At 38.6% G+C, this 15,986-nt stretch carries 16 protein-coding genes and 1 pseudogene; 16 read left to right on the top strand and 1 reads right to left on the bottom strand.

The features are described from left to right. The first annotated feature begins 30 nt into the window (after nt 1–30). Together WMZ97_RS11510 and WMZ97_RS11515 are read left to right on the top strand one after the other, a co-directional pair. Nucleotides 31–264: a hypothetical protein gene (locus tag WMZ97_RS11510; RefSeq protein WP_343272235.1), complete on the top strand. Its 234-nt coding sequence runs from the start codon at nt 31–33 to the stop codon at nt 262–264. A gap of 50 nt (nt 265–314) precedes the next feature. Then, nucleotides 315–1,550: a Zn-dependent hydrolase gene (locus tag WMZ97_RS11515; protein WP_343272236.1), complete on the top strand. Its 1,236-nt coding sequence runs from the start codon at nt 315–317 to the stop codon at nt 1,548–1,550. 588 nt (nt 1,551–2,138) lie between these two features. Here the strand turns inward: WMZ97_RS11515 and WMZ97_RS11520 are convergent. Continuing rightward, nucleotides 2,139–3,005 carry a LysR family transcriptional regulator gene (locus tag WMZ97_RS11520; protein ID WP_343272237.1) on the bottom strand — a complete coding sequence of 289 codons (867 nt, stop codon included), beginning with the start codon at nt 3,003–3,005 and terminating at the stop codon, nt 2,139–2,141. Nucleotides 3,006–3,255: 250 nt separating this feature from the next. Between WMZ97_RS11520 and WMZ97_RS11525 the strand changes: the two genes are divergently transcribed. The 14 genes and pseudogenes from WMZ97_RS11525 (at nt 3,256) to WMZ97_RS11590 (ending at nt 15,937) form a co-directional block, all read left to right on the top strand. Then, complete coding sequence (locus WMZ97_RS11525; protein WP_343272238.1) at nt 3,256–4,773, top strand: aldehyde dehydrogenase family protein; 1,518 nt, start codon at nt 3,256–3,258, stop codon at nt 4,771–4,773. Between the two features lie 30 nt (nt 4,774–4,803). Next, a complete protein-coding gene (locus WMZ97_RS11530; RefSeq protein WP_343272239.1) occupies nt 4,804–5,985 on the top strand; it encodes an NAD(P)/FAD-dependent oxidoreductase in 1,182 nt (393 codons plus the stop codon). 48 nt (nt 5,986–6,033) lie between these two features. Next, a complete protein-coding gene (gene dapA / locus WMZ97_RS11535) occupies nt 6,034–6,963 on the top strand; it encodes a 4-hydroxy-tetrahydrodipicolinate synthase (protein WP_343272240.1) in 930 nt (309 codons plus the stop codon). Between the two features lie 64 nt (nt 6,964–7,027). Next, nucleotides 7,028–7,822 carry an aspartate/glutamate racemase family protein gene (locus tag WMZ97_RS11540; RefSeq protein ID WP_343272241.1) on the top strand — a complete coding sequence of 265 codons (795 nt, stop codon included), beginning with the start codon at nt 7,028–7,030 and terminating at the stop codon, nt 7,820–7,822. A 1-nt stretch (nt 7,823) separates the two neighbouring features. After that, a complete protein-coding gene (locus WMZ97_RS11545; protein ID WP_343272242.1) occupies nt 7,824–8,123 on the top strand; it encodes a (2Fe-2S)-binding protein in 300 nt (99 codons plus the stop codon). Further along, nucleotides 8,107–8,424 (top strand): (2Fe-2S)-binding protein, encoded by a 318-nt coding sequence (locus WMZ97_RS11550; RefSeq protein WP_343272243.1) that lies wholly within the window; start codon nt 8,107–8,109, stop codon nt 8,422–8,424. The genes WMZ97_RS11545 and WMZ97_RS11550 overlap by 17 nt, the downstream gene beginning before the upstream one ends. Nucleotide 8,425: 1 nt before the next feature. Next, nucleotides 8,426–9,622 carry an NAD(P)/FAD-dependent oxidoreductase gene (locus WMZ97_RS11555; protein WP_343272244.1) on the top strand — a complete coding sequence of 399 codons (1,197 nt, stop codon included), beginning with the start codon at nt 8,426–8,428 and terminating at the stop codon, nt 9,620–9,622. Nucleotides 9,623–9,672: 50 nt separating this feature from the next. Continuing rightward, on the top strand, nt 9,673–10,272 hold the full coding sequence (locus WMZ97_RS11560; protein ID WP_343272245.1) for a short chain dehydrogenase: 600 nt from the start codon (nt 9,673–9,675) through the stop codon (nt 10,270–10,272). Nucleotides 10,273–10,505: 233 nt separating this feature from the next. Further along, nucleotides 10,506–11,198 carry an SDR family oxidoreductase gene (locus WMZ97_RS11565; RefSeq protein ID WP_343272246.1) on the top strand — a complete coding sequence of 231 codons (693 nt, stop codon included), beginning with the start codon at nt 10,506–10,508 and terminating at the stop codon, nt 11,196–11,198. Nucleotides 11,199–11,275: 77 nt separating this feature from the next. Next, nucleotides 11,276–12,730: an alanine/glycine:cation symporter family protein gene (locus tag WMZ97_RS11570; protein WP_343272247.1), complete on the top strand. Its 1,455-nt coding sequence runs from the start codon at nt 11,276–11,278 to the stop codon at nt 12,728–12,730. Between the two features lie 81 nt (nt 12,731–12,811). Then, entirely contained in the window at nt 12,812–12,982 is a 171-nt protein-coding gene (locus WMZ97_RS11575) for a hypothetical protein (RefSeq protein ID WP_343272248.1), read from the top strand. A 35-nt stretch (nt 12,983–13,017) separates the two neighbouring features. Continuing rightward, nucleotides 13,018–14,100 (top strand): annotated as a pseudogene (locus WMZ97_RS11580) (diaminobutyrate--2-oxoglutarate transaminase); the annotation flags it as partial. 200 nt (nt 14,101–14,300) lie between these two features. Further along, nucleotides 14,301–15,050, top strand: a complete 750-nt coding sequence (locus WMZ97_RS11585; RefSeq protein WP_343272249.1) for an SDR family NAD(P)-dependent oxidoreductase — start codon at nt 14,301–14,303, stop codon at nt 15,048–15,050. A gap of 311 nt (nt 15,051–15,361) precedes the next feature. Then, a complete protein-coding gene (locus WMZ97_RS11590) occupies nt 15,362–15,937 on the top strand; it encodes a hypothetical protein (protein WP_343272250.1) in 576 nt (191 codons plus the stop codon). Nucleotides 15,938–15,986: the final 49 nt, after the last annotated feature.

Raw genomic sequence — 15,986 nt, forward strand, 5'->3', positions numbered from 1 at the left:
TTTCCCCTTTCGCAAAGGAGGAAAAGCGAATTGTCAGATAATGATGTTTTTCTAGAAGAGAAGCTTAAAATTGATGATTTAATGAAACGCGGGTATACCATTTCGAAAATGGTTGGTACACTTGATGGAGATGTTTTTGAATTTGAACATCAAACCGAGCCCTCAAAAAAAGAGACGCTTCTGTTAACCAATCCGGACAGCAGAAAATATGTTACCACGTTGTATATCAAGGAGAAAGTTCAAAGAAAAAAGGTAAAGAATTAACACGTCGATATGGAAACGATAGATAGAGAATTCATTGGAGGCGACTAGTTGTGCAGAAACAAAAAGTATTAATTAATGGAGAACGCCTAAAGGATACAATAGAGGAGTTTGCAGATTTTGGCAGAACGGAAAATAATGGCGTTACACGCCTGGCCTTATCAGATATTGATATTAAGGTAAGGAAACATTTCCAAGCCGAATGTGAAAAACTAGGAATGACGGTTGCATATGATGACATGGCAAATATGTATGCAACATTACCCGGGTTGGATAATGATAAACCGCCAGTTGTAGTCGGTTCACACTTAGATTCGGTGAAAAAAGGCGGGCGGTTTGACGGGGTGCTTGGCGTATTGACTGGTCTCGAGGTTGTAAGAACAATGGTGGATCAGGGGATAAAGCCTCAGGTGCCAGTTGTTGTTGCCAATATCACGAACGAAGAGGGAGCGCGATTTGAGCCAGCCATGATGTGTTCCGGTGTCATTTCCGGTAAGTTTGATAAAGCAATCATGTTACAGTCAACGGATGAAGATGGCGTAACATTTGGGGAGGCACTGAAAAATAGTGGTTTTAAGGGTGATCAAGAAAATCGGTTAAAAGATGCAGCAGCTTTTTTGGAGTTACACATTGAACAGGGGCCCGTACTGGAAAGTGAATCACTCCAGATTGGTGTCGTTGAAGGCGTGGTTGGCATGGTCAATTATGAAATTGAGGTTACCGGAGACTCCGACCATGCCGGTACAACACCAATGCCAATGCGCAAAGATGCCTTGTTCGCTACGAATAATTTGATTACTGAAATACGGGAGAAAATGAATAAGCTGGACGATAAATTAGTCTACACGATCGGCCGCATGAATGTAAGTCCTAACATTCATACCGTTATCCTGAATAAGGTTGTGTTTACCCTTGAAGCGAGACACCAGGATGCCAAAACCATTAGGCAGGTGGAGGAAATTATTCAGGGACTCCCGGATTCCGCTGGCAAAGAAAAATGTGAGGTAAAACTCACTAAACAATGGGATCGGGATACGGTCTGGTTTGATGAGAAAATCGTAAATACAGTGGAACAATCGGCGCAAAATATTGGCTATTCGTATAAGCGGATGGTTAGTGGTGCTGGACATGATGCCCAGTTTATTGCGACATATATTCCGACAGCGATGATCTTTGTTCCAAGTATAAATGGTAAGAGCCATGCGGAAGATGAATTGACACCATGGGAAGACTGTGAGAATGGGGTTAATGTTATGTTGCAGACGGTTTTGGATTTGGTGACGGGATAAGTTTAATAGAGTATATGTGGTAGCAAATAGGTAAAAGGTATTCCTTTATGGTATATAGTTAATTGGCAGCGAATAAAATGCTGCCAATTTTTTATCCCGCCTTAACGAGCAGTAAGATCCCCACTTCAAGATTTTGAGGTAAAACTAAAAAAGATAGGTGGGGGTCAACTGCATGACAAAGGTCCGATTCTGTTCTCAGCCTGCAGGACGCAGGTCACAAAGGTGTTGCAACTCAGATGTTGTGAACTTAGCCTTTGTTCCTCTATTCAGTGGGGGAGAAAGGGAAACCCCCACTGAATGAAGTTTCACTTTATTGGTGTGCCCAGCTTGGATTCTAAGGAAGAAAATCCCGTACAGTGCAGCTGTTGTTTATGACAAGGGCATATTATGCTTTAAGAAATTTTCGACGACCAACCTTCTTACCCATGGCACACAAACTTCATACTATGCTACGCAATACTGAAGTATGTTAGATACGACAAAGTCCATAGTATTATCAGCTCCAATAACTCCCAAGGAACGATGGTCAGAGAGATCATAGATTTTATCTGGGTCCCAATTTAGATATGTGATAACTATTTGAAGGAATTAACTATTTTGATATAATTCTGTAACAATAGAAATAAACTTCTTCGTTGCGTGTGACGCATGCTTTGTAGTCCCTATACCAATAACCCTATAAGCCTCTTCGGCAAATTCAAGGGCAGTAATGCTGTCTGGCATATTTGTTAAGACAAGTCCAGGCCGAATATTAATCCCCAAATTATCCTGGACCAATGCAATGATAGATTGGTCATCGGAAACTTCATAGGCAACTACGGGATTTATATGATGTTTACTAAAAAAATTAGAAATTTCATTATCCCATCCTTTTTTTGGCTTAATTAATGGAAATTCCTTAAGTTGGTCTATTTTCATTTCGTTTTGTTTATGTAGTGGGTTTTCGTTTGAAACAATACAGTAGAGTTTGTCTTTCTTCAATGGGACAAATTCAATATCCTTGTTATCGGAAACAGTGGTAAAGCAGCAATCTAATTCCCCTGAAATCACTGCCTTTTCAAGGGTTTGATAATCGTTTTCGAAAATCTTTATAGTGATGCCGGGATATTTCTCCTTAAAGTAGGTTAGGATTTTCGGAATCCAGTGTGTAGTAACACTTGCAAATGTACCTACTTTAATCGTTCCGGTTTCTATTCCATTTAAAGCGGAAGCCTCCTGTAGCAGATTATAATGAGCCTGGGTCACTATTAATGAATGTTGGTAAATCTTTTCTCCCTCACTCGTCAACTTAACCCCGGTACGACTACGGATCAACAGTTTTACACCCAATTCATCTTCAAGAACTTTAATTGCGTGACTGATACCTGATTGCGATATATTTAATTCATTTGCTGCATTCGTAATATTTTTCAATTGGACAACCTTGTTGAAAATTTCATACCTCTGGATACTCACTACATTGTAACCTCCTTAATATGAATAGAATTGATGATAAACATTAAAAAAACGTATTTTACTAATGACAAGATTCAGTATACCATGAAAATATAATTAATTTAAAGCTAACAGATATCCATATTAGTAACTTTTGTTAGGTATTTATTCCGATCTAGGTTTTAGGTAGATCATATCAAAAATTTTTAGAGTGAATAGAAAGCGTATTCATTAAGTGTTTCCATTCTAAGAGGGAGTGAGTTGAATTAATATGATCAGTACATCGGTGAATTACAAATCAGTTCTTAAAGAATTAAACACAGTAGAGCGTATGTATATCGACGGGGAGTGGGTATTTAGTTCATCTAATAAAACGCGTGAAGTAATCAATCCTGCAGACAACGAAGTAATCGCAAACGTAACTGAAGGTGGGGTTGAGGATGTCAATCATGCAGTCAAAGCTGCTAAAGATGCTTTCTATAAAAATGGCTGGAAAACAACGTATGCCCGAATTAGAGCAGATTATTTATTGAAAATAGCAAATAAGTTAGAGGAACGTAAAGAAGAATTAGCAAAACTGGAAACGTTAAATAATGGAAAAATATATAGTGATTCACTCGGTGACGTAGAAGATGCAATTAATCAATTCCAATACTATGCCGGACTGGCGACAAAACCACATGGTCAAACGTACGAAGTGCCAGATGAAATACAGGCGATGGTTATCCGTGAGCCTGTTGGTGTGGTAGCGCTTATTGTCCCTTGGAACTATCCACTGGTGATGGCAGCCCAAAAAATGTCTGCAGCACTAGCAGCTGGATGTACGGTAGTTGTTAAACCTTCTACGCAAACACCATTAACGCTTATTCGACTATTTGAAGTTATCGATGAGGTCGGATTACCTAATGGGGTTACTAATTTAGTGATGGGATCAGGAGCAACTATCGGGGATGAGCTGGTCAAACATCCAGATGTGGACAAAATTTCATTTACTGGAGGTACATCAACAGGTAAGCAAATAATGAAAGAGGCTGCAAATACGATAAAAAAGGTTGGTCTGGAGCTTGGCGGGAAATCACCGAACATTGTTTTCGCCGATGCAGATTTTGCTACCGCAGTAGATTATGCATTACTTGGCATATTTGCTCAGCAAGGTCAAGTTTGCTCTGCTGGTTCACGACTTATTCTTGAAAAAAGTATATATGATAAGTTTGTTCCGGAGCTTGTAGCACGGGCAAAGCGAATTAAAATTGGACCGGGATGGAATGAAGAAACGGAAATGGGTCCACTGATATCTCAATCACATATGGAAAGTGTATTAAAATACGTGAATATCGGGATAGAAGAAGGCGCGGAACTTTTATGTGGCGGGAAACAAATTACTGACGGTGAACTTGCGAAGGGCAACTATATGGAACCAACTATTTTTACCAACACAACGCCTGACATGCGTATTGTTCGGGAGGAGATTTTTGGCCCTGTGCTCGTGATCCAATTATTTGAAACAGAAGAAGAGGCCCTTGAGTTAGCAAATGGAACCGATTTTGGTCTTGCCGCTGCAGTGTTTACGAATGATGGAGCTAAGGCTCAGCGGGTGATCCGCGGTCTACAGGCAGGTATTACGTGGATTAATACGTATCACCCAACATTTAATGAGGCCCCGTGGAGTGGCTATAAACAAAGTGGTATTGGCGGGGACTTGGGAACGTATGGATTGGAAGAATATTTATATAAAAAGCAAGTGAATATCGCGCTAAATGTGCAACCCTCAGGTTTTTATAAGAGATAGCTAACAAGCGTTAAGCAAGGAGGTGATAGCTTGAATAGTGTTGATATCGTTGTGATCGGTGCCGGAATTATTGGTTCGAGTGTAGCTTATCATCTGTCTAAAGCTGGTTACAGTGTCGCCTTGGTCGAAAAAGGGGACGTGGCAAGTGGTACATCCAGTCGTTGCGATGCAGTAGCACTCATCAGTGATAAGAAGCCCGGAATTGATACAGAAATAGGATTCAAAAGCATTCAACTGTATAAAGAATTGGCGGAAGAGTTATCATTTAACTTTGAATTTAAGACTCGTGGTAGTTTATATGTCTGTGAAACACAACAAGAACTGGAGGTGGCTAAAGGGTATGCCACCGAGCAGGCTGATGCGGGCTATAGTATGAACATAGTTGATAACAAAGAGCTGTTGGAAATCGAGCCATATTTAGCTAAAGATTTAGCTGGTGGAATTTGGACGGAAGTTGATTCCACGATGAACCCTTATTTAGTTTGCTATGCTTTTGTGGAAGAGGCAAAGAAATATGGCTTAAAACTGTTTACCAACCATGAGGTTAAAGATATTGTCAGAGGAACCAACGGACATGTGGAGGCAGTGAAAACGGACAGGACTACAATTTATACAAAACGGGTCGTCAATTGTGCTGGGGTCTGGGCAAGCGACATTGGGGATATGGTAGGTATCGATATTCCAATTAGACCACGTAAAGGTATCATCCTAGTCACCGAGAAAACAAATCGAATCGTTAAGCAAAAGGTGCATGAATTTGGCTACATGCTCTCTAAATTTGAAGATATCAATTACCAAAGAAAAGTTAGCAAACTAGTAGATGATAGTAATATTGCATTTACGATTGAGCCCACAGATGCTAATAACTATTTAGTAGGTGGCCACCGAGCCTTTAAAGGTTATAACGTGAGGTCGGAAAATAAAGTAATCAGAGGGATTGCTGAACGAGCAACACGTTTTCTGCCGGTTTTAAAGGATGTAAGTTGTATTCGTACGTATGCTGGTATCAGGCCATGGGTTATCGACCATTTACCGATTGTATCTGAAGTAGAAGAAGTTCCTGGTTTTTATATTGCTAGCGGACACGAAGGTGATGGGATCAGTATGGCGCCTATTACGGGGAAAATGGTAACCCAGTTAATTTCGGGAGAAGAAACTGATTTTAACATTGAACAGTTAAAATTGTCGCGTTACAAAGCTGAAATTTCATAAGTGATATAGATGTTTAATTATAAAATGAAACTATAGGAGGAATAAAAAATGAGTATTGCACCTAAAGGAATTTTTGTACCATTAATCACACCTTTCCATGATGATGAAACGATTGATTTTGAAGGATATAAGAGAGTAATTGATTTTCAAATCGAAAATGGCGTTCATGGTCTTTTAGTTGGGGGCACAACAGGGGAATATCATGTTATGTCATATGCAGAACGTAAGAGTTTAATTGAGGCTGGCTGTGAATATGCAGCAGGAAGAGTGCCTGTTATGGCAGGTGTTGGATGCTCTACCGCGCAGGAGACAATTGAACTTACCAATTATGCTGCAGAATGTGGTGCAACATGGGGTCTTGTTTTACCACCATACTATCATCAGACAAGTGAAGAAGGAATCAGAGAATTTTACAAAGAAATAGCTGCAAAATCAAAGGTTGGAATCGCCATTTATAATTACCCGCCAGCAACCAATGTTTGCCTTACTCCTGAATTAATTTATGAGTTGAGTCAGGTAGAAAACATTGTAAGTGTGAAAGAATCTGCAGACTTTGGTCACCTATGTAATGTTCTGGCTTTGACGAAGGATGTTGAAAACTTTACTGTGTTTACCGGTGAAGAACCTTTTATACTTCCTACTCTTTCCATTGGAGGAGAAGGTGCTTTTGGAATTCTAGTCAATTTGCTTCCTAAGGAAATTGTAACCCTTTACGAACTTGCTGTTGAGAAGAAAGACGTATTGGCAGCAAGTGAATTGAATCAAAAATTATCGGGTATTTATGGCTTAGTTGAGGCGGAAGATAATCCATACCCGGGACCAGTAAAAGCAGGGTTGGACATAATTGGAATGAAAGGTGGTAAAGTGAGAAAGCCTTTAACACAACCTACTGCTGAAATAAAAGCAAAGCTTAAGGAGGAACTAGAAAAGTTAGGATATAACGTTAACGCAGAGGATACAACGGTTACTTCTAGTTAATGTGAATTTGGGTTTAATAGTTTCGGAGAAGGAATATTCTCCAAAATTATTAGGAGGTGCCATCATGAGCTCAAAAGCATTGGATAGTAAACGGGAATACGGGTATTTAGGCGATGGAAAAGAAAGCAAGATGATTACCATGAAAAAAGGTCAATATGTAGCGGGGTATTCAGTTGGAATTCTTTATTTAGATGATTGCTGGTATCCTGTTTTACCAGGAAATGTTGCCAATCTAAGCACGTATGATTTCCCTGTACGGTTAAAAGTCGTGCCAAATTGCAATCAAAAAAGAATCCATGTAGGAGATCCTACTTTGCTGGATGATATTATCAAAGCCGCGAAAGAATTTGAAGAAGAGGGAGCACGTGCAATCTGCGCGGCTTGCGGATTCTTTGGTAATTTTCAAGATAAGGTGGCCGATGCAGTAGATATCCCTGTTTACTTATCAAGTGTTATTCAATTGCCTTGGATTAAAGCTGGATTAAAACTGGATCAAAATATCGGAATGCTGACTGCGGACATTTATGGAATTACGGACGACTTATTTAAGAGTTGTGGAATTGCTAATCCGGACTATGTAAAAGTAAAAGGGTTAGGAGAATTACCTGAGTTCTCAGCCATTATTGAAAGTAGAGGGAGTTTTAATAATGAAACCGTAAAAAAGGAAGTAGTTCAAGCTGCATTAGAACTTGTAGGAGAACATCCAAATATTGGTGCTATTTTACTAGAATGTAGTGATCTCCCACCATATGCATCTGACATTCAGCGTGCAACAGGACTTCCGGTTTTTGATTTTATCACGATGATTCGCTGGGCGCATATGGCTACGACGCAAAAACCTTATAATGGTTTCATGTAAGATGGGGGGATTAGGTGTGGATGAGGATAAAATTATCGTGTGCAGGTGTGAGGAAGTTTCCCTTGGTGTGATAAGAGATACAGTGGAGCAATATGGTTGTTCCTCTCGAGAGGTTAAACTAAGAACACGGGCCGGCATGGGTTACTGTGGGGGGAGAACCTGCCGACATGTAATCGATCAAGTAGTAAGTGAGATAAATAAGGAACCATTAAAAAATAAAATACAACTAAGCTATCGGCCGCCAATACGGCCCACCACTTTTGGTGTGTTGGGAGGAACCATTCATGACAATGAGAGTTGAGAACCACCCAATTCTTGGAAATCAATTAGAACAAAAAGCCGTTACCATCTATTTTAATGGGCAGCCATACCAGGCATATAAAGGGGATACTATTGCATCAGCCATGATGGCAGCAGGTGTGAAAACACTTCGTCATCATGAGGTAAGTGGAAATGCTCGAGGTATCTATTGTAATATTGGTCATTGTTTTGAATGTCGCGTTCAATTGGGGGAGCGAAAAGTAGTGCGGGCCTGTATAACCCCCGTTTTCAATGGAATGGAGATTCACACGTTAACCTCTTTTGGAAAAGGGGATGAGTAAATTGTGGGATTTAGTTATTGTAGGTGCTGGCCCTGCTGGCTTAAATGCGGCCATTACTGGGGCTGAAAAAGGATTAGATATAAAAGTAATTGATGAATTTCCTAAAGTTGGTGGAAGGCTGCTTGGCCAACTTTATCAGGAGCCTAGTGGGAAATGGTTGAATGGGATTGAAGAGTCTTCTATTCTCCATCAAAAGGCCGTCAATTTAGGGGTTACGATTGAATGTGGGGTATCAGTTTATAATATCGAGCAAACCGATGCTGGTTGGAAAATACACACATCCCAAGGACAAGAGGTAGCTCAGAAGCTACTTTTAGCAACTGGTGCGACCGAAGTTCCAGTTCCTATTCCCGGTTGGACACTCCCAGGGGCTATATCGATTGGTGCTGCTCAAGTGATGGGCAATGTGCATCGGGTGAAGCCTGGTAACAGCTGTGTCATCATTGGTGCAAATGTACTTTCCGTTGCGATAGCAAATGAACTGCAACTTTGTGGTATAGATGTTAAGGAAATTATTATTCCCGCTAAAAATCTCACTTCAAATGAGGCTGGTAGTCCTGAAAAGGTGATGGAATCCCTTATGAGATTGACGCATTTGGCACCATCTGCATTTCTGCGTCAGGCGGGCAAACTTGCAAAATTTGTCAGTCCAAGATTCGCAATCAAGTATTTTCCTAAAAAGGGGATCAAAATATCTGATATACCGATTAGAATAAAAACAGCCGCTACTGAAATTATTGGTCATAACCAAGTAACCGGTGTAAAAACCGTGCAGGTAAATGCGGATGGAGAAACGATAGAGAATACCGATGACATCGTAGGTACAGATTTTGTCTGTATAGCAGGTGGCTTAGCTCCATTGCCTGAGTTAGCAGCATTGATTGGTTGCTCGTTTATCTATGTGAAGGAACTGGGAGGCCATGTTCCAGTACATAGTGAACGGATGAAAACAAATGTCCCCAACCTTTTTGTTGCAGGAAATATTACTGGAATTGAGAGTGCAAAGGTTGCCATGGCCCAGGGGCAAGTGGCGGGGTTGACCATTGCTTCTGAATTAACGGATAACAAGCTGGATAGCCAAATAAATAAAGCAATTGGTCACGTGAAGCAAACTAGGGCGGAGGCTTTAATACAGTTTCAACCAAATATTTCACAGGCACGTGAGCATGCTTATCATCAATTTAAACGAAATGCTTAGATTTATATGCTGCAAGTAACAGTAATAGAACGATAGGGGAGGTAGTCGAAGTGAAAATATTAGTTGTCGGTGCTAATGGAACGATTGGAAAAGCGGTTGTTAATGAATTGAAAGATGATGCAGAAATCATTCAAGCGAGCCGAAGCAGCTCCGAAGTGCAGGTAGATATGACTTCAACAGAAAGTATTAAGAATATGTTTGAGTCAGTTGGTGAAATTGATGCACTTATCTGCACGGCGGGTGCTTCCCATTTTGGTCCTGTCACCGAAATGACACCAGAACAAAATCTTGTTGCGGTAAATAGCAAACTATTAGGCCAAATAAACCTGGTACTTTTAGGTTTAGAATATATTCGTGATCACGGCAGTATTACATTGATTACCGGGATCTTAATGGATGATCCTATCGTACAAGCAGCATCCTCTGCGATGGCCAATGGCGGTGTACGGGCATTTGTTAAGTCATCAGCTATCGAAATGCCAAGAGGTATACGCATTAATAGTGTCAGCCCGAATATGGTAGAGGAATCTGAAGAAAAGTATGGTCCATTATTTAAGGGATTTGAACCTGTAAAGGCTAAAGGTGTTGCTAGGGCTTTTAAAAAGAGCGTTTTAGGTGCACAGACGGGGCAGAGTTATAATGTATACTAAAAAGGTGTGTTAAAGAAGCCATTATACTGGAACTTTTGAACATTTTTAGGGGTCACACTAAATATTACAGTGTGACTTCAAATGAGGGATAACGATTTTAAGATGTAATGAAAACGATTTCACATAAGCGAAGGAGAATTCAAAACTTATTAATAATAAACAAAAATAAATAGCAAATAGGTATAGCTTTACTTATTTTAATATTATGTAAAATGTCAGAAAGGAAGTTAAAAATGGAAAAGGAAGTCGTTGTAATAACCGGAGCAGGAAGTGGTCTCGGAGCTTCATTGGCACGAAAATATTCACAACAAGGATATTATATATGCTTGTTAGGGAGAACAATATCTAAATTAGAGGAGGTGGCTTTAACATTAACTGGAGGTTCCTCTATCTATAAGGTAAATGTTACATCCTTAAGCCGAGTGCAAGAAGTGATGGAAGCCATCGTAAATGAGCACGGAGGAATTGATTATCTTGTTAATAATGCTGGTGTTGGAGTCTTCAAGGAACTAAATGAATTACAGGAAGTAGAAATTGTAGCCATGATTGATATTAATTTGAAAGGAACAGTTTTTTGTACGCAGGCCGTGTTATCGCATATGCAAGCACAAAATAGAGGACAAATTATTAATATTGTATCAGCATCGGGAAAACAAGCGAAATCAACTGAAAGCGTTTATAGTGCAAGCAAATTCGGTGTTCGTGGCTTTTCGGAAGCTGTTGCAGAAGAGTTAACCGAAACAAATATAAAAGTATTTTGCGCATATATGGGTAATATGGAAACTGATTTGTGGCAGAAAAGTCTTCCTCAGGAGTCTTTAGACGAATTTATGAAACCGGATGATGTGGCAGATTTAATAATAAAAAGTACACAAACACAAAGCAAACTTTATGTCCAGGAAATAACTATTTTAAATCATAAATAGTTCAATATTATTTCTAAATGGTCAATCTTATGTAAGATGTATGATTCATTCAATGTCTTATAATTCTAAGGAGGTCGATGATGAATTCGTTTATGGATTGGTTAAGTGGATTAGTGTGGAATCAGTTTTTTATATTTTCATTCTTGGCGATTGGTTTGTTGTTTACAATTATCACGAAGTTTGTCCAGGTTACGCAGATTAAGGATATGATAAGATTTACTTTTACGGGAGGTTCCTCTAAAAGTGGGGTATCATCCTTTCAAGCTTTATCAATGTCTTTAGGTAGTAGGGTAGGAACAGGGAATATCGCGGGGGTTGTTACTGCAATTTCTTTAGGAGGACCAGGTGCAGTCTTTTGGATGTGGGTAATGGCTTTTTTGGGAGCGGCAACATCTTTTGTTGAAGTTACTCTTGCCCAAATATTTAAAAGCAAATTGAAGGGTGAGTATCGTGGCGGTCCCCCGTTTTTTATGGATAAAGGATTAGGATTGAAAAAATTAGCGATTGCATATGCGATCCTTACGATAATAGCCAATGGATTTTTGTTAATGAATATTCAGTCTAACACTGTTGCGATTGCAATGGAAGATGCATTTGGAATAAATCGTTTGATTACTGGACTTATTCTTGTAGCCGTTTTTGCGTTAATCGTATTTGGTGGTGTAAAAAGAATCGCAAAAACTGCAGAATTAGCTGTTCCATTTATGGCAATAGGCTATATCTTATTAGCATTGATCCTTATTTTTGCAAACTTTTCAGCGATACCGGAAGTTTTTAGAATTATTGTATCAAGTGCCTTTGGAGCTGATGCAACATTTGGAGGGTTAATAGGTTCCGCTATTTCGTGGGGAATTCAAAGAGGATATTTCTCGAACGCCGCAGGTTCTGGTGGAGAAACGTTTGAAGGTGCTGCTGCCGAGGTTTCCCATCCGGCAAAACAAGGGCTGGTTCAAAGTTTTGCAGTATATATTGATACATGGATTATTTGTTCGATGACAGCTTTCATGGTAATCATTACGGGAATGTATAATGTAGAAGGAGCAGGTGTTAATAATATTCCCGGTGTAGTAGCAGGCGGAACCAACGTACAATTTGCTATAGATACCATTTTTGCGGGTTGGGGGAAGGCGTTTCTAGCTATTGCATTGTTGTTTTTCTGTTTTACAACGATGATTTCCTACTATTATAAATCTGAAACTAGCTTATCTTATATTAATGTTAATAAGGAAAGGCCATGGACGAATTATTTAATGAAATTCGGAATCATGATTTTTGTTTTCGAGGGTACAATAATTTCTGCTGAAGCAGCTTGGACTGCAGGAGACATAGGATTAGGTAGCATGGCATACCTAAACTTGTTTACCCTTCTGTTCTTATTTAAATATTCTGTAGTAGCTTTAAATGATTATAAAGCTCAGAAGAAAGCCGGAAAAGATCCTGTATTTGATCCAATAAAACTAGGAATTAAAAATGCTGATTTTTGGGAGGGAAAAAATAAAAATAACGAAGAGGATTCTGAGAAGATAGGTTAGAGACCAATAATGTAAAATACTAATTCTATAAATTTAAGCATTTTGTTATTTAAGTTTATTACTCTTTCAAAGGGGGATAATATGAAAATAAAACAAGAATTAAATGATTTACGGATGTTTGAACAGTTGGAATCAGAAGTTTGTGGTTATATTAGAAGTTTTCCCGCAATGTTTACTAAAAGTGAAGGAAGTCGATTATGGGATGAAACGGGTAAGGAGTATATTGATTTTTTAGTGGTGCAGGCGCTTTAAATTATGGTCATAATCATCCTGTATTAAAACAGAAATTAATGGATTTTATAAAAAATGATGGTATTACATTAAGTCTGGATATGGCAACTCCACAAAAAGAAGCGTTTTTGCAAAAGTTTGAGGATAGTATATTAAAACCTCGAAATATGGATTATAAAGTGATGTTTCCTGGACCGACAGGAACGAATTCTGTAGAGAGTGCACTTAAACTAGCTCGAAAAGTCATAGGACGTCAAACTATAATTAGTTTTACAAATGCTTATCATGGCATGACACTAGGTTCCCTTTCAATCTCGGGGAGTGACTCAAGTCTAAAAGGAGCTGGTGTTCCACTTACTAATACAAGAACAGTTCCTTACGATGGTTATTTTGGAAGAAATATGGATACCTTTGACTTTTTGGAAAAATTATTGACAGATGATAGTAGTGGCGTCGAATTACCTGCTGCTATCATTGTTGAAACTATTCAAGGCCAAGGTGGTATAAAGGTAGCGAAAGATGAATGGCTTATCAAGGTTCAAGAACTATGTCGCCGCTTTGACATCATGTTTATTGTTGACGATATTCAAGCAGGCTGTGGAAGAGCAGGGTCGTTCTTCAGTTTCGAATCAATTGGTTTAGATCCAGATATTATTTGTTTATCAAAATCGATTAGTGGTTATGGTCTTCCATTAGCACTTACTCTTTTCAAATCAGAGCATGACATATGGGCACCCGCAGAGCATACGGGAACGTTTCGAGGGAATACTTTAGCATTTGTAACTGCAATTGAGTCTTTTAAATTTTGGGATGGCCCTTCTTTTGAAAAGAGTATTCATCAAAAAGGAGATAAAACTAGAGCATTCCTATCTGAAATAGCGAAAAAGTTCCCCTCATTAGAATTGGAAGTTCGTGGTCGTGGATTAATGAATGGAATTGCAAGTTCAATGGAAGGATTTGGGGAAATAGTTTGTACAGAAGCTTTTAAACGAGGATTAATTATGGATAAATGTGGTCCAAACAAAGAAGTTCCAAAATTATTTCCTCCAATAAATATCGATGATGAATTATTGGACAAAGGACTAGGAATCGTTGAGGAAAGTATTGCTGCTTGTGCGCAAAAAAAATGTATAAACTGATTTTTGATTATTAGCTCAGTAGTATTATATGTTATACACTGTATATGAGAAATGAACGATAGTAAAAAGTTTTTTAGAATTATGGTGGTGCAAAAAGGAAGGACATATCTTAGATTGATCATTTTTAAACTGACGAAGATGCGCACACTTGGAATTTAATATCGAAATATAAATAATAGATCATAACTTGGAGGACAACGATGAGACTTTTAGATAAAGTAGCAATAGTTACAGGAGCAGGTTCAGGGAATGGGGCAGCAATTGCCAAGGGGTTTTTGGGTGAAGGTGCTAAAGTAGTGTATGCAGATATTAATCAAGAGGCTGCCAAAAAAGAGGCAATGAATACAGGGCATCCTCAAAAAAATTGGTTGGCGGTTAAAACAGACGTTTCAGATCAAGCATCTGTCAACAATTTAATTTTACAAACCATATCCACCTTTTCGAAATTAGATATTATGGTCGCGAATGCAGGAATCACAAAAAAAATACCATTTTTGGATTCTACAATAGAGGATTACGAAAAGATTATGAATGTTAATGCAAGGGGGGTTTATTTGTGTAGTTTAGAGGCCGCGCAAGTTATGGTGGAACAAGAAAGTGGCACCATTATTCATATGTCCTCGATTACTTCGGAACTTGCTGAACCTAATGCAGTTGCATATGGAGCATCTAAAGGCGCTGTTGGTTCTATGACGAGACACATGGCATTTGAATTAGGAATTAAAAATATTAGAGTAAATGCAATTGCACCTGGCACAATTAAAACAAATTTAACCGCAGAACGTCTAAAGGATGATACTGTCCTCCAACAAGAGGCTCAACTTACTATGTTAAAACGAGTAGGAAAACCCACCGATTTAGTAGGAGCAGCGGTATTACTAGCTTCTGATGAGTCTTCCTTCATAACAGGTACGCATTTATATGTTGATGGGGGATATTCTTTTAAATAAACGGATTCTTCATTTAGCATTGGAAATAAACTGGAGATTACCAAAACGATTCTGTCCTTCCATGGTTTGAAGGGATGCATTAAAACATGAAGTTGGACAAAAGGGGTGGGGTATAGTTGAGAGCGATATGTAGGCTCCATACTGTTACCCGCTCTTTTTTATTCGCAAACGTTTGAATCCGATGTCAATGAAGCTTTTTGATATGGGACTTCTTGTGCAATGATGAAAGGAAGATAATAATGAGAATTAGTTCAGTTAATTTATTATGGTTTTATTGTTCTATTATGTTAAATGCCTTAGGAAATAGCTTTATGATAATAGCTAACTTGGGAAGTGCACCTTGGGCAACTGCCGCTGAAAATCTTGGAAGTATATTACCAGTTTCAATTGGCGTCTGGGTTATTATTTTGAATCTACTTTCGTTTTTATTAAGTTACTTTATGAAAATAAAATTCACATTGTTGATAATCATAAAAAGTGCTTTTCTTACTGTTTTGTTTGGACTATTAATCGATTTGTTTTTGTACATACATCATATTGTTTATGTACCAGGTAATATGGGGATTCGTTTTATATACTTATTAATAGGTCTCAACTTTATGGCAGTTGCTTTAAGCATTTACTTTCGAGTCAGCCAGGTTCACTTGCCTTCCGACTATTTGATAAAAGCCTTCGGGAAACTAATGAATAATTATACAATTGGAACCATTTTTTGTACTGCTATTCCATTATCGATCAGTGTTGTTATTATTGTTATTCGACACGACATTGTTGGCCTTGGATTCGGAACACTGCTGTTTATGTTTGGGATTGGGTTTTTAATTGATCAATACAATCACTGGATTATAATCCAAAAAGAGGCAAAAACAAATACGGCCATATCATAAATATGTTGCGATTTAATATGATATTGCAGACGGTTTTGGATTTGGTGAC

Source organism: Lentibacillus songyuanensis, assembly GCF_039548255.1.
Lineage (GTDB): Bacteria > Bacillota > Bacilli > Bacillales > Amphibacillaceae > Lentibacillus_C > Lentibacillus_C songyuanensis.

Excerpts from the sequence above, each read along its gene's own strand:
- WMZ97_RS11525 (WP_343272238.1), top strand. The coding sequence starts at position 3,256 with ATGATCAGTACATCGGTGAATTACAAATCAGTTCTTAAAGAATTAAAC.
- dapA (WP_343272240.1), top strand. The coding sequence starts at position 6,034 with ATGAGTATTGCACCTAAAGGAATTTTTGTACCATTAATCACACCTTTC.
- WMZ97_RS11540 (WP_343272241.1), top strand. The coding sequence starts at position 7,028 with ATGAGCTCAAAAGCATTGGATAGTAAACGGGAATACGGGTATTTAGGC.
- WMZ97_RS11545 (WP_343272242.1), top strand. The coding sequence starts at position 7,824 with ATGGGGGGATTAGGTGTGGATGAGGATAAAATTATCGTGTGCAGGTGT.
- WMZ97_RS11550 (WP_343272243.1), top strand. The coding sequence starts at position 8,107 with ATGACAATGAGAGTTGAGAACCACCCAATTCTTGGAAATCAATTAGAA.
- WMZ97_RS11565 (WP_343272246.1), top strand. The coding sequence starts at position 10,506 with ATGGAAAAGGAAGTCGTTGTAATAACCGGAGCAGGAAGTGGTCTCGGA.
- WMZ97_RS11570 (WP_343272247.1), top strand. The coding sequence starts at position 11,276 with ATGATGAATTCGTTTATGGATTGGTTAAGTGGATTAGTGTGGAATCAG.
- WMZ97_RS11575 (WP_343272248.1), top strand. The coding sequence starts at position 12,812 with ATGAAAATAAAACAAGAATTAAATGATTTACGGATGTTTGAACAGTTG.
- WMZ97_RS11585 (WP_343272249.1), top strand. The coding sequence starts at position 14,301 with ATGAGACTTTTAGATAAAGTAGCAATAGTTACAGGAGCAGGTTCAGGG.
- WMZ97_RS11590 (WP_343272250.1), top strand. The coding sequence starts at position 15,362 with ATGATAATAGCTAACTTGGGAAGTGCACCTTGGGCAACTGCCGCTGAA.